General features: G+C 67.4%; 13 protein-coding genes and 1 tRNA gene. 10 read left to right on the top strand and 4 right to left on the bottom strand.

Annotated elements, in window-relative coordinates; all coding sequences use genetic code 11:
• The 3 genes from ABS73_RS12010 to ABS73_RS12005 form a co-directional block, all read left to right on the top strand.
• Nucleotides 1-346, top strand: a 346-nt coding sequence (locus ABS73_RS12010) for a hypothetical protein (protein WP_286693467.1), incomplete at its 5' end; no start/stop codon positions are given.
• Nucleotides 347-429: 83 nt separating this feature from the next.
• The gene (locus tag ABS73_RS16760; protein ID WP_338118592.1) at nt 430-648 is read left to right on the top strand and encodes a type IIL restriction-modification enzyme MmeI; all 219 of its coding nucleotides are present in this window, start codon (nt 430-432) and stop codon (nt 646-648) included.
• 158 nt (nt 649-806) lie between these two features.
• Nucleotides 807-1,403: an SOS response-associated peptidase gene (locus tag ABS73_RS12005; protein WP_286693466.1), complete on the top strand. Its 597-nt coding sequence runs from the start codon at nt 807-809 to the stop codon at nt 1,401-1,403.
• Between the two features lie 735 nt (nt 1,404-2,138).
• On the opposite strand, the gene ABS73_RS12000 is transcribed toward ABS73_RS12005, so the two are convergent.
• Nucleotides 2,139-2,214 (bottom strand) — tRNA-Ala (locus ABS73_RS12000).
• A 190-nt stretch (nt 2,215-2,404) separates the two neighbouring features.
• On the bottom strand, nt 2,405-2,722 hold the full coding sequence (locus ABS73_RS11995; protein WP_136855692.1) for an FYDLN acid domain-containing protein: 318 nt from the start codon (nt 2,720-2,722) through the stop codon (nt 2,405-2,407).
• Nucleotides 2,723-2,819: 97 nt separating this feature from the next.
• Between ABS73_RS11995 and ABS73_RS11990 the strand changes: the two genes are divergently transcribed.
• From ABS73_RS11990 to ABS73_RS11980, 3 genes are all read left to right on the top strand, one after another.
• Nucleotides 2,820-3,515, top strand: coding sequence for a M48 family metallopeptidase (locus ABS73_RS11990; protein WP_277021116.1), 696 nt, complete (start codon nt 2,820-2,822; stop codon nt 3,513-3,515).
• Between the two features lie 31 nt (nt 3,516-3,546).
• On the top strand, nt 3,547-4,191 hold the full coding sequence (locus ABS73_RS11985; RefSeq protein ID WP_136855690.1) for a GntR family transcriptional regulator: 645 nt from the start codon (nt 3,547-3,549) through the stop codon (nt 4,189-4,191).
• Nucleotides 4,192-4,258: 67 nt separating this feature from the next.
• Nucleotides 4,259-4,963 (top strand): intradiol ring-cleavage dioxygenase, encoded by a 705-nt coding sequence (locus tag ABS73_RS11980; protein WP_277021120.1) that lies wholly within the window; start codon nt 4,259-4,261, stop codon nt 4,961-4,963.
• On the opposite strand, the gene ABS73_RS11975 is transcribed toward ABS73_RS11980, so the two are convergent.
• Nucleotides 4,960-5,586, bottom strand: coding sequence for a lipid-binding SYLF domain-containing protein (locus ABS73_RS11975; protein ID WP_277021122.1), 627 nt, complete (start codon nt 5,584-5,586; stop codon nt 4,960-4,962). The two genes, ABS73_RS11980 and ABS73_RS11975, sit on opposite strands and share 4 nt — an antisense overlap.
• 70 nt (nt 5,587-5,656) lie before the next feature.
• Complete coding sequence (gene hemB, locus ABS73_RS11970; RefSeq protein ID WP_045982965.1) at nt 5,657-6,652, bottom strand: porphobilinogen synthase; 996 nt, start codon at nt 6,650-6,652, stop codon at nt 5,657-5,659.
• Nucleotides 6,653-6,747: 95 nt separating this feature from the next.
• Between hemB and ABS73_RS11965 the strand changes: the two genes are divergently transcribed.
• Genes ABS73_RS11965 through ABS73_RS11950 form a run of 4 tightly spaced genes read left to right on the top strand, consistent with a single transcriptional unit; the run spans nt 6,748 to nt 12,563 of the window.
• Entirely contained in the window at nt 6,748-7,320 is a 573-nt protein-coding gene (locus ABS73_RS11965; RefSeq protein ID WP_277021128.1) for a hypothetical protein, read from the top strand.
• 40 nt (nt 7,321-7,360) lie between these two features.
• Nucleotides 7,361-10,840: a transcription-repair coupling factor gene (gene mfd / locus ABS73_RS11960; RefSeq protein WP_277021131.1), complete on the top strand. Its 3,480-nt coding sequence runs from the start codon at nt 7,361-7,363 to the stop codon at nt 10,838-10,840.
• Nucleotides 10,837-11,967, top strand: coding sequence for an aminodeoxychorismate synthase component I (locus tag ABS73_RS11955; RefSeq protein ID WP_338118593.1), 1,131 nt, complete (start codon nt 10,837-10,839; stop codon nt 11,965-11,967). Before mfd ends, ABS73_RS11955 begins: the two co-directional genes overlap by 4 nt.
• Nucleotides 11,928-12,563 carry an aminotransferase class IV gene (locus tag ABS73_RS11950; RefSeq protein WP_286693465.1) on the top strand — a complete coding sequence of 212 codons (636 nt, stop codon included), beginning with the start codon at nt 11,928-11,930 and terminating at the stop codon, nt 12,561-12,563. The genes ABS73_RS11955 and ABS73_RS11950 overlap by 40 nt, the downstream gene beginning before the upstream one ends.
• Nucleotides 12,564-12,893: the final 330 nt, after the last annotated feature.

Below are 12,893 nucleotides of genomic sequence, written 5' to 3'. Positions count from 1 at the left end.
GCCCGTATCTTCGGTGTTGTCGCTGCCTGCTTGTGAAGAGAAATCAGCATCCTCGCCTCCCGTCCCGAAGCTCGCCCAGGATCGATCTTGCCACGAAGAACGCGGTCCGGCGAGGGTCTACGTGATCATCCGGGATAGAACACCTAGGCCGTGGTCTAATGGTATGGATGTTACACGACGCCCATCCGGCCAGTGGGTGATCGATTTTGGCGCACACATAACTGAGAATGATGCTGCATTGTTCGAGGTTCCCTTTAATTACGTGAGAAAAGCCATTGATAATGAAAATGGTGAAAGAAAAAAGTGGGCAAGCCTCCTCTTCGTGGCCGGGAAACACGAGCATTAGATGGATGGTAGATTCATCAGCGCCCAAGAACAGAGATACGTAAGGCATTGAAGGGCGTTGATCGGCTCATTTTAAGCCCACGTGTGTCCAAACACAGACTATTCACATGGACCCATAAATCCACCCTGCCTGACTCTGCGGTAATTGCAGTTGCTCGCGTCGATAACACCACCTTTGGCATCCTGCATTCTCGCTTCCATGAACTCTGGTCGCTGCGGATAGGCACGTTTCTGGGGGTGGGCAACGATCCTCGCTACACCCCGTCGACCACTTTCGAAACCTTCCCCTTCCCGAGGGCCTGACGCCCGACATTCCCGCCGCCGACTATGCCGCCGATCCTCGCGCGCAGGCCATCGCTACCGCTGCCGCCCGCTTGAACGAACTGCGCGAAAACTGGCTGAACCCGTCCGATTTGGTGCGCCGCGTCCCCGAGGTCGTGCCGGGCTATCCCGACCGCATCATGCCCGTCGATGACAAGGCGGAAAAGGAGTTGAAAAAAGGCACCCTGACGAACCTGTATAACGCCCGCCCTGCATGGTTGGCCCATGCCCATGCCAATCTGGATGCCACCGTGGCAGACGCCTATGGTTGGGGCGATGATTGGCGCGCGGGCCTGTTGACCGATGATGAAATCTTGACCCGCTTGTTCCGGCTTAATCAGGACCGGGCTGCGGCGCAGGGCGGCTGGGGCGCGATGTGCGGGCGATTCATTGATCCCAACCTGCGCGGCACCGAACTGGAGTTGTCGCAGATCAAGATCGACCCGTTCACGCGCCGCTTCAATATCAAGCCGACGCAAGACGTTATTGTCGTGCCATCCGACCCGGCCAAGGCGGCACTGGCCCGCTGGTGGCTGGTCCCGTCCTGGCACAAGGGCGACCTGCGCGATTGGAAGGCCACCACCTTCAACGCCCGTATCGAGGATGCCGCCACCAAGCCCACCTTTCGCGCCGTCTGGAAACATGGCCGCTGCCTGATCCCCGCTGGCGGCTACTACGAATGGACGGGCGACAAGGGCGCAAAGCAACCCCATGCCATCCTGTCGGCAGGCAATTAGGAAACCCTATGGTTCGCCGGTCTGGCGTCCCGCTGGCAGGATCTGCTGACCTGCACCATCCTGACCGCGCCGCCACCGATACCGTCGCCGCCATCCACCACCGGATGCCGGTCATCCTAGACGCGGACGAACGCGATGCCTGGCTGTCTGGTGCCGACGCGCCCGAACTGGGCGCAACGGCCCGCCTGCGGACTTACGCCGTTGCGCGGTTTGGTTTGCACGACGATGGCCCTGACCTGATCGAACCCGGCGACCCCTGACGGGCTGCGCGCCCAACGGCGGGGGGCGGTCCAAAACACCAATGCTTGATGATGGCAGGACCGGCGCAGATAGAAACAAGCCGTAGGCACAGTTCAGGACGTCTGGAGTGGGCTGGTGGGGGGGTGACAAAGCTTTGCCGGGGGCAGGCCCAGCCGACCGGCGTGACCAGCACGCAGAGATTAAAGCCTCTGTTATGAAAATGAGCCTGCAATCTGAGCAACATGGAATGCAGAAACTGGCCAAAGCGGCTACCAGCCCCCCCGAGAAAGACGGGGGCGGGTAGATGTCGTAGACCCGAAGCCCCGGTTCATTCTCACTCAAAACAGTTTTGCAAAGGGGAGTGTGGGTCTGTTCGCGTCATTTTTTGCGCCCGCACATTCCAGCACATTCCGGTCTGTGCCGTAATCTATCGGGGGAAGCAAAAAGCGCGGCGGCTGTTTTTCGCAAAGAAATCAAGTGCATGATTGATATTATTGGTGGAGCCAAGGGGAATCGAACCCCTGACCTCTTGAATGCCATTCAAGCGCTCTACCAACTGAGCTATGGCCCCACCGTGAGGTCCGCGAAGCGCTTCAGCGCCGCCGCGTGTGGGGTCTATAGGGGGGGGCGGCGCGGGGCGCAAGCGGAAAATCCGCAGCCCCAAAGAGATTTTTGATGCGCCCGTCGCAGGGCCGGAAAAATAGCCCAAAGGCGCGGGGCCGCAATGGAAAAGGCCGCGCCTTGGGGCGCGGCCTTGGGTTTTATTCTTCTTCGTCGCCGGCGACGTCGGCGATGTCGTCCAGCGACACGTCGCCGTCGTCATCGTCCTCCTCCAGCAGATCGTCGTCGATCTCGGCGGCGTCATCGGCGATGTCCTCCTCGTCGTCGACAAGGTCGTCGTCTTCGGTGGCGGCCACGGTCTTTTCGGTCACCAGGGTCTTGCCGCGGCCATCGGTCAGGCTGTCCACGCTGAACGTGTTGCCGCAGGCCGGGCAGGTCATCGGATCGGCCTTGAGATCATAGAACCGGGTCGCGCAATGCGGGCACAGGCGTTTGGTGCCCCATTCCTCTTTGGGCATGGTATTCTCCTTCAGCCGCGATTAGGGGAAATCGGGCGTTCCCCTGCCATAGCGGCCAGAGGGTGTCAAAGGCTTTATCTGGCAGGCCGAGGCGGGCATGGCAAGCGTGGATCAGCGGATCACCATCGAAGAGGGGCTGGCGGTGCAGCTGCGCCGCTCGGGGCGTGCGCGTCGGATGACGCTGCGGGTGCCGCGCGACGGGTCGGACCCGGTGCTGACGCTGCCGGTCGGGGTGCCGCTGTCGCAGGGCCAGGACTTTGCGCGATCGCGCCGCGACTGGCTGCGGGCGGCGGTGGCGCGTCTGCCCGCCCGGGCGCAGGCGGTCGCGGGCGCCGCCCTGCCTGTCGAGGGGCGCGCGCTGATCCTGACGCTCGCCGATCTGCGCCGCCCCCGGATCGACGGCGACCGCCTGCTGGTGCCGCAGGGCCGTCCTGTAGGCAGCACCGCCGCGGCCTGGCTGAAACAGCTGGCGCTGCTGCGGTTGCGGGCGGCCTGCGACCGGCTGTCGGCCGATCTGGGGCGGCCCTATCGGGCGATCGTGCTGCGCGACACGCGGTCCCGATGGGGCAGCTGCACCCAGGACGGGCGGCTGATGTTCAGCTGGCGGCTGGCCATGGCGCCGCCCGCCGTCCTGGATTACGTCGCCGCCCATGAGGTCGCGCATCTGGCGCATATGGACCACTCGGCCCGGTTCTGGGCGCAGGTCGAGGCGCTGATGCCCGGCCATGCCCCCCATAGGGCCTGGTTGCGTGCCCAAGGCGGCGATCTGATGCTGTGGCGCTTCCGCGATTGACGGGGCGGTGATTCGTGATCACACCAAGGCCATGAGCCCCACCGATCCCACCGCGCATGAACGCCTGTATCGCAGCCTTCGCAGCCAGATCATGCTGGGAGAGCTGCCGCCCGGCCGCGCGCTGACCCTGCGCGGCATCGCCCGTGACCACCACCTGTCCATGACGCCCGCGCGCGAGGCCGTCCGCCGCCTGGTGGCCGAGGGCGCGCTGACCCTGTCGGGGTCGGGCCGGGTCGCCACACCCGCGCTGACCGACGACCGCATCGAGGAGCTGGCCGCGCTGCGCGCCCTGATCGAGCCCGAGCTGGCCGCCCGCGCCCTGCCGCGCGCGCATTTCGCGCTGATCGACCGGCTGGCACTGATGAACGGCCGCATCGCCGACGCGGTCGAGCGTCATGACGCGGTGGGCTATATCCGCTGCAACCTGGAATTCCACCGGATGCTGTATCTGCGCGCCCAGGCCCCAGCCATGCTGGCCATGCTGGAGACGATCTGGCTGCAGCTGGGGCCGACGATGCGGGCGCTGTATGGCCGCGTCAAACGCAACGAGCCGCCGCGCCATCACCGGATGATCCTGGCCGCCCTGCGGGCGGGCGACGAACCGGCGCTGCGCCTGGCGGTGCGGGCGGATGTGACGCATGGGCTCAGGCACCTGACCTCGACCGAGGGGGCCTGACGGCAATGTGACTTTGCGCCGGGGCCATGGCGGGCATCATGGGCCGCGCACCACAGGAGATGCCGCCATGATCGACCGCCGTCAGCTGTTGCAGAGCCTGGCCCTGGCCGCCCCTTCGGTCCTGGGCATCGGCGCGGTGGGGCAGGCGCTGGCGCAGGAGGCCCGCGCCGCCCATCTGATCGCCGCGAATGTCTGCCAGCTGACGCCCAAGACGACCGAGGGGCCGTTCTATTTCGACCCCCGCCTGATGCGCGGCGACATCCGCGACGGTAAGCGGGGCCACCCGATGGCGCTGCGGCTGCAGGTGGTGGATGCCGCCTGCCGCCCGATCGAGGGGGCGCGGGTCGATATCTGGCATTGCGATGCGCAGGGCAACTACAGCGGCTATCCGGGGCAGGAACAGGGCGACATGCGCGGGACGACCTTCCTGCGCGGGGCGCAGATGACCAATCAGGCCGGGCGCGTGGCGTTTCGCAGCATCTGGCCGGGCTGGTATCGCGGCCGCACGGCGCATGTGCATTTCAAGGTGCTGCTGGGTCAGCGCGACCTGCTGACCGGCCAGATCTTTTTCCCCGACCGCTTCAGCCGGGCGGTGTTCGACCAGCTGCCCGATTATGCCCGCGCCAGCACGCGGGGCCGGATCTTCAACGATCAGGACGGCATCGCGCGTCGGGCGGGGCAGGGCGCCTATGCCGAGGTCACCCAGGTCGAGGGGGGATTTGACGCCGCGATGGTCATCGGGCTGGCCGGGGACCGCGCGGCGCTGCTTTAGCCGCCCGCGCCCATCGGCGGCAGGCTGAGAGTGCCGAACTGGACGTCGGGCAGGGCCGAGGGGATGACGCGGGTGTATTTCGTGCCCTCGATGGCCGCGCCCGCGATCAGGCCCGACTGGCCAAAGATCATCGCCACGACCGGGAACTGAGCGCTGAACGTGTCGGCCCCCACCGCCATGCCGCCCGACGGCAGCGCGTAATAGGCCCCGGCCCCCGCGGTCCAGCCAGGTGCGGCGCGGAACGCCATCAGCGCCTGTTCGTCCTGAAAGATCAGCACATGCGCATATTGCTGCGCGCCGGCCTGAAAGCCCACGGTCGCGCGGGTCGCGGAGTAATAGTCGACCGTCTGCCCGCCGATGCGCAGCGCGCCCTGGCCATAGGCGCCGCCGAATCCCAGGGCGGCCTCGGTCATCAGGGGCATGTACAGCACGCCGCGCGCGTTCTGCAGCAGCGGCGCCGAGGCGGGATAGGTGCCGATCAGATATCGATGCGTCTGATCGACCCGCGCGTCCAGCTGGGCGGCGGCGTCGCTGCCGACCGCGTTGCTGCACCCCGCCGCCAGCAGGGCCGCGCCCCCGGCCAGCAGCAGGCTGCGCCGGGACAGGTTGTGTGCATTGCTCATGTGTCGCCTCGTGTCGCTGTGCGGGGCTCGTGCCGGTCCGTTGCCCGGCAGGATACGCCAGCGCCGGGCGTCACGCCAGCATCTCGGCCACAGTGGGCGCGAAATAGCTCAAGACCCCGTCGCAGCCCGCCCGGCGAAAGCCCAGCAGGCTTTCCACCATCGCGTCGCGCGACAGCCAGCCGTTGCGGATGGCCCCCTCGATCATCGCGTATTCGCCGCTGACCTGATAGGCAAAGGTCGGCGCGCCGAACTCGTCCTTGACCGCGCGGCAGATGTCCAGATAGGGCATGCCCGGTTTCACCATGACCATGTCCGCGCCCTCGGCCAGATCGCGCGCGACGCAGCGGATCGCCTCGCCGCGATTGGCGGGGTTGATCTGATAGGTCTTCTTGTCGCCCACCAGCCGACCCGACGCCCCCACCGCATCGCGGAACGGACCATAGAAGGCGCTGGCGAATTTCGCGGCATAGGACAGGATGGCGACGTTCTTGTGATCGTGACGTTCCAGGGCGGCGCGCAGGGCGGCGATGCGGCCGTCCATCATGTCGCTTGGGCCCAGGATGTCGGCCCCACAATCGGCCTGGACCAGCGCCATGCGCACCAGCGCCTCGATCGTCTCGTCGTTCAGGATCTCTCCGTCCCGGACCAGCCCGTCATGGCCGTTGGCATTGTAAGGGTCAAGCGCGATGTCGGTCATCACGACCAGGTCGGGGACCTCCTCCTTGACCGCGCGGATGGCCAGGTTGCCGATATTGTCGGGGTCCCATGCGCGGGCGCAGTCATCCGTGCGGCTGGCCTGATCGGAATGGGGAAAGATGCAGATCGCGGGGATGTTCAGGCGTGCGGCCCGTTCGGCGGCGCGTCTGGCCCCGTCCAGCGTCAGACGCTCGACCCCCGGCATGGAGGCGATCTCGCCCTCGGCGCCGGCGACCTCGGTCACGAAGATCGGCCAGATCAGGTTGGCGGGCGTCAGGTTCCGTTCGGACACCATGGCGCGGATGTTGGCATTGCGGCGCAGCCGGCGCAGGCGGCCGGCGGGGAAGGGGGCGATGATGGGACTGGCCATGGCGGGCCTCCTGTCTGGGGTGGGGCAACCGTGCCGCTTTTCCTTGGTCGAAACCCGTTCTAAGGTCGCGCGCAGACAAGGACAAGGAACTGCCCGTGCCGCAATTCGACAACCTGCTGGGGCTTCTGGGCAGCCGGTCCTTTTCCTCGATCTGGTTCTGGCTGGTGCTGATCGGCACCTGGTCCATGGTCGGGCGCAGCGTGCTGGGCGTGCCGACCGAGGTCTTGTCGCGCGCCCATCAGGCGCAGGGCCAGGGCGATGGTCAGGGCACCGCCGTCATCACGCTGCTGGACTGGCTGTCGCTGATCCTGCCGCGCTGGCAGCTGGGCGCGCGCGAGGGGGCCGTGTTTCTGGGCGTCACCAGCTTTCTGATCACCTCTCTGGCGGTGCTGGGCTTTGGCTTTGGGCTGGAGATGGCGCAGGCGCTGACCCTGCTGCTGGTGCCGTTCTGGGCGCTGTTCTGGATGCGCGTGCGGCTGGCGCGCCGTCTGGTGCCTCTGGTCCATGCCGCGCAGGAGGGCCGCGCGCCCGTGTCGCAGGCCGCCGCCGACGCCGCCCGCGCGATGATCTGGCACAAGCGTTTCGTCACCATCCTGTCGATGATATCGGTCGCCGTGACGGCGCTGTGGGGGGCGCTGTGGACGGTCCTGCATCCGTTGGGCTTCTAGCCCGCTTGACTTCACCGTCCCGGGCCTTAGGTCAACCATCATGTCCGAACAGCTGATCCTCTCCGGCGCGCCCGAAGGCTATGACGCCGCGCTGATCGCGCGCGAGGCCGCGCGACCCGAAAACCGTGGTGCCCCCGTGATCCACGTGGCCCGCGACGACCGCCGCATGGAGGCGACGCGCGCCGCCCTGGCCTTTGTCGCGCCGCATCTGCCGGTGCTGGATTTCCCGGCCTGGGACACGACGCCCTATGACCGCGTCTCTCCGGCGGCCGAGGTGCAGGCGGCGCGCATGGCCACGCTGGCGGGCCTGGCCCAGGGGCGGGTCAAGGGGCCGTTCGTGTTGCTGACCACGCTGAACGCGGTGCTGCAGCGCCTGCCCGCGCGGGATCTGGTCACCGGGCTGGCCTTCATCGCCCGCGTGGGCGACCGCATCGACGAAGCGGCTTTGCGCGATTTCCTGGTCCGCATGGGGTTTGCGCAGACCGCGACCGTGACCGACCCCGGCGATTATGCGATCCGGGGTGGCATCATCGACATCTATCCCCCGGGCACCACCGGGCCGATCCGGCTGGACCTGTTCGGCGACGTGCTGGACGGGGCGCGCCGCTTTGATCCCGACACGCAGCGCACCACCGAAAAGCTGGACCGGGTCGAGCTGGCCCCCATGTCCGAGGTGATCCTGGACGAGGCCTCGATCACCCGCTTCCGCCAGAACTATCGGACCGAGCATGGCGGTGGCACCAGCGATCCGCTGTACGAAAGCGTCAGCGCGGGCCGCAAGACCGCGGGCATGGAGCATTGGCTGCCCTGGTTCCACGACCGGATGGAGAGCCTGTTCGACTATCTGCCCGGCGCCTCGGTGGTGCTGGACGACCATATCGGCCAGGTGATCGACGCGCGACGCAACACCATCCGCGAACAGTTCGAGGCCCGCCGCGCTGCCATGGCCGCCAAGGGCCGCAGCGACACCGTCTATAAACCCATCCCCCCCGACGCGATGTTCCCTACGGAAGGGGAATGGGCCGCCTGGCTGGCCCCGCACCGCGTGCTGCGCCTGTCGGTGCTGAACCAGCCGCCCGGTCCGGGCGTGCTGGATGCGGGCGGGCGTCCGGGGCGCAACTTCGCCCCCGAACGCCAGGCCGAACAGATCAACCTGTTCAGCGCGCTGGCCGGTCACGTCAAGACGCTGGCGCGCACGCACCGCGTGGTCATCGCCAGCTTTTCGGACGGGGCGCGCGACCGCCTGTCGGGCCTGTTGACCGATGAGGGGCTGGCGGGTGCCAAGCCCATCGCCGATCTGCGCGACCTGTCTGACGCTGCGGGCAGCATCGGTCTGGCCGTCTGGCCGCTGGAGGAGGGCTTTGTCGCCGACGGCACCGCCTTGGGGCGGATCGCGGTCATCTCGGAACAGGATGTGCTGGGCGACCGGCTGATCCGGGGCGCAAAAAAGCGGCGCAAGGCCGACAATTTCCTGAAGGATACCCAGACCCTGTCGCCCGGCGATCTGGTCGTGCATGTCGAACACGGCATCGGTCGCTATACCGGCATCGAGACGATCATGGCGCTCAAGGTGCCGCATGACTGCGTGGCGCTGGAATATGCGGGGGGCGACCGCCTCTATGTCCCGGTCGAGAATATCGAACTGCTGTCGCGCTATGGCCACGAGGAGGGGTTGCTGGACCGCCTTGGCGGTGGCGCCTGGCAGGCCCGCAAGGCGCGCCTCAAGGAACGCATCAAGCTGATCGCCGACAAGCTGATGCGCGTCGCCGCCGAACGCCTGCTGCGTCCCGCCCCGGTGCTGGAGCCCGAGGATCACGACTGGCAGGCCTTTGCCGCGCGCTTTCCCTATAGCGAGACCGACGACCAGCTGTCAGCCATCGAGGACGTGGCCGGCGATCTGGCGATGGGCCGTTCGATGGACCGCCTGGTCGTGGGCGATGTGGGCTTTGGCAAGACCGAGGTCGCGATGCGCGCGGCCTTCATCGCCGCAAGCCAGGGGATGCAGGTCGCCGTGGTCGCCCCCACGACCCTGCTGGCCCGCCAGCACTATCGCAGCTTTGTCGAACGGTTCCGAGGCACCGCGATCACGGTCCGCCCCCTGTCGCGCTTTGTCAGCGCCAAGGATGCCGCGGCCACCCGCACCGGCCTGTCGGACGGGCAGGTGGACATCGTCGTCGGCACCCATGCGGTGCTGGCCAAGGGCGTGCGATTCAAGAACCTGGGCCTGCTGATCATCGACGAGGAGCAGCATTTCGGCGTCGCCCATAAGGAACGCCTCAAGGAGCTGCGGTCGGACATCCACGTCCTGACCCTGACCGCGACGCCCATCCCCCGCACGCTGCAGCTGTCCCTGACCGGCGTGCGCGACCTGTCGGTCATCAGCACGCCGCCGGTGGACCGCCTGGCGATCCGCACCTATGTCAGCGAATTCGACAGCGTCACCATCCGCGAGGCGCTGCTGCGCGAGAAGTATCGCGGCGGACAGTCCTTCTTTGTCGTCCCGCGCCTGACCGACCTGCCCGAGGTCGAGCATTGGCTGACCGAGAACATGCCCGAGCTGAACTATATCGTCGCCCACGGCCAGCTGGCGGCGGGCGATCTGGATCAGCGGATGAACGCCTTTTATGACGGCAGCCATGACGTGCTGCTGGCCACGACCATCGTGGAATCGGGGCTGGATATTCCGACCGCGAACACGATGATCGTCTGGCGCGCCGACATGTTCGGCCTGTCGCAGCTTTACCAGATCCGGGGCCGGGTGGGGCGGTCCAAGGCGCGGGCCTATGCCTATCTGACCACCAAGCCCCGCGTGCCCCTGACCCCGCAGGCGATGCGGCGGCTGAAGTTCCTGGGCTCCATCGACGGGCTGGGCGCGGGCTTCAACCTGGCATCGCAGGATTTGGACCTGCGCGGCGCGGGCAATCTGCTGGGCGAGGAGCAGTCGGGCCATATCAAGGAGGTCGGCTTTGAGCTGTACCAGCAGATGCTGGAGGAGACGATCGCCAAGCTGAAATCCGGAGAGCTGGAGGGCACGCCCGAGGATGAATGGGCGCCCCAGCTGAACCTGGGCGTGCCTGTGACCATCCCCGACAGCTACATCCCCGATCTGGACGTGCGGTTGGGCCTGTATCGTCGGCTTGCCGAACTGACCACCAAGGTGGAGCTGGAGGGCTTCGCGGCCGAGTTGATCGACCGTTTCGGCCCCCTGCCGCGTGAGGTGAACACGCTGTTGCTGGTGATCCGCATCAAGGCGATGGCGAAACGCGCCAATATCGCCAAGCTGGATGTGGGCCCCAAGGGCATCACCGTCCAGTTCCACCTGGACAAGTTCCCCAACCCCGCGGGCCTGGTCGATTTCCTGGCCGACGAGCGGGGCACGGCCAAGGTCACCGACAACAAGATCGTCCTCAAGCGCGACTTTGCCACCGACGGCGAGCGGATCAAGGGGGCCTTTGCCGTCGCCCGCGACCTGGCCGCCAAGATCCGCGAAGGCCGCGCCGCCCGAAAGCCCGCCCCGTGAGCGAGGGCATGATCCGGTTCGACACCGGGCCCCTGGGCTGCGGCACGCTGTTCGCCGGGCCTCAGGCGGTGATCCGGGCCGACACGCCGCAGGGCGTGGGCCCGGCGCTGGCGGCGATGCAGGCGGCGCAGGCGCGGGGCTGCTGGCTGGCGGGGTATCTGTCCTATGAGCTGGGCCATGCCCTGACCCCGCGCCTGGCCGAGCTGATGCCCGCGGACCGGCGGATGCCGCTGATCCTGATGGGGGTCTTTGACGGTCCAAGACCCGCGCCGCCGCTGCCTGCGGGGGCTGAGGCGCAGTTTGGCAGGCTGCGTCCGCTGTGGGATCGGGCGCGATATGACGCTGCAATCGCAGCGGTGCATGGCTATATCGAATCGGGCGATACCTATCAGATCAACCTGACCTTTCCGCTGACGGCCGAGGTGTCGGGCGACCCGCTGGCGCTTTACGCCGCGCTGGCGGCCCGGCAGCCGGTGGGCGAGGGGGCGTTCGTCGATCTGGGCGGCCCCATCGTTCTGTCGCGCAGCCCCGAGCTGTTCTTTGCCGTGGACGACCAGCGGCGCATCCTGACCCGCCCGATGAAGGGCACCGCCGCCCGCCTTGCTGACCCCGCCGCGGATATGGCCGCAGCGCAGGCCCTGCAGACCTCGGAAAAGAACCGGGCCGAGAATCTGATGATCGTCGATCTGCTGCGCAACGACATCAGCCGCATCTGCCGCCCCGGCAGCGTGCAGGTGCCGCAGCTGTTCCATGTCGAACGCTATGCGACCGTGCATCAGATGGTCTCGACCGTGCAGGGGCAGCTGCAGCCGGGGGTCGGGCTGGCGCAAATCCTGGGGGCGCTGTTTCCCTGTGGGTCCATCACCGGCGCGCCCAAGATCCGGTCGATGCAGATCATCGCCGAACTGGAGGCCGCCCCGCGCGAGATCTATTGCGGGGCCATCGGATGGGTCGATCCGGCGGGGCCGATGCGGTTCAGTGTCGCCATCCGCTCGCCCTGGTTCGAGGCGCCGGACCGGTTGCGCCTGAACGTCGGTGGCGGCATCATCCATGACAGCGAGGCCGGACCGGAATGGGAGGAGGCATTGTGCAAATCCGCATTCCTGGGCCCATTCCCGACGGTCTGACCGTTTTCGAGACGATGCGCGCGGAGGCGGATGGGCGCATCCTCCTGTGGGACCTCCATCGCGATCGGCTGCGTCGGGACTGTGCCGCGGTGGGCTTTCCGCTGGACGAGGGGCGGGTACGGACGACGCTGGCGGGGCTACCGCGCGGCGAGGTGCTGCGCGCGCGTCTGGCGGTCACGGCGGATGGGGCGGTGGCGCTGACCCATGCGCCGCTGCCGCCTGGGCCCCCGCAATGGCGCGTGGTGACGTCGCCGCTGCGCCTTGATCCGTCCAACCCTTGGCTGGGCATCAAGTCCTCGAACCGTCCGGTCTACGAGGCCGCGCGCGCCGCGCTTCCCCCCGGGGCGGACGAGGCCTTGTTGTGCAACGAGGATGGCGCGCTGTGCGAGGGTACGATCACCAACGTCTTTCTGCGCCGCGGCGACCGCTTGGTGACGCCTGCGCTGGCCTGCGGCCTTCTGCCCGGCGTCCTGCGGGCGCACCTGCTGCGTGATGGGCAGGCGCAGGAGGCGGTCCTGTCGCCGGACGACCTGCGGCAGGGCGAGGCCTTTTGCGGCAATGCCCTGCGCGGGCTGATCCCGATCCGCCTGATCTGAGCCGGAGCAGACCGGACCCCCATCGAAGGGGTCCGGTCTGCGCGGGGGCACCGCCCCCGAACCCCGCAGCACGGCCCTGCCTGCGGGTGGCGCCAATAACACGCCGCTGTCTGGTCCGGCTGGGCAAAGAACGGCGCTGTCGGGTTGGAGGGTCTTGCCCGTCAGGGTGGATGCGGGGTCGCTTGGGCGCTGGCCCATCGGTGCCGCGTCTCCGGCCGCCCGGCGCGGACTTGTTAAAGCGTTTCTGCAAAAACCGGAATCATGGGATTCCCAAAGGGGTCTGCTTGTGATTCATCCTCCCAGAAAGGATGAATCATGTCAGCACCTTTA

This window comes from Paracoccus sp. SCN 68-21 (genome assembly GCF_001724535.1).
GTDB classification, from domain to species: domain Bacteria; phylum Pseudomonadota; class Alphaproteobacteria; order Rhodobacterales; family Rhodobacteraceae; genus Paracoccus; species Paracoccus hibiscisoli.
The sequence above is the reverse complement of the archived record's forward strand: the minus strand, read 5'-3'. Positions and strand labels throughout refer to the sequence as shown.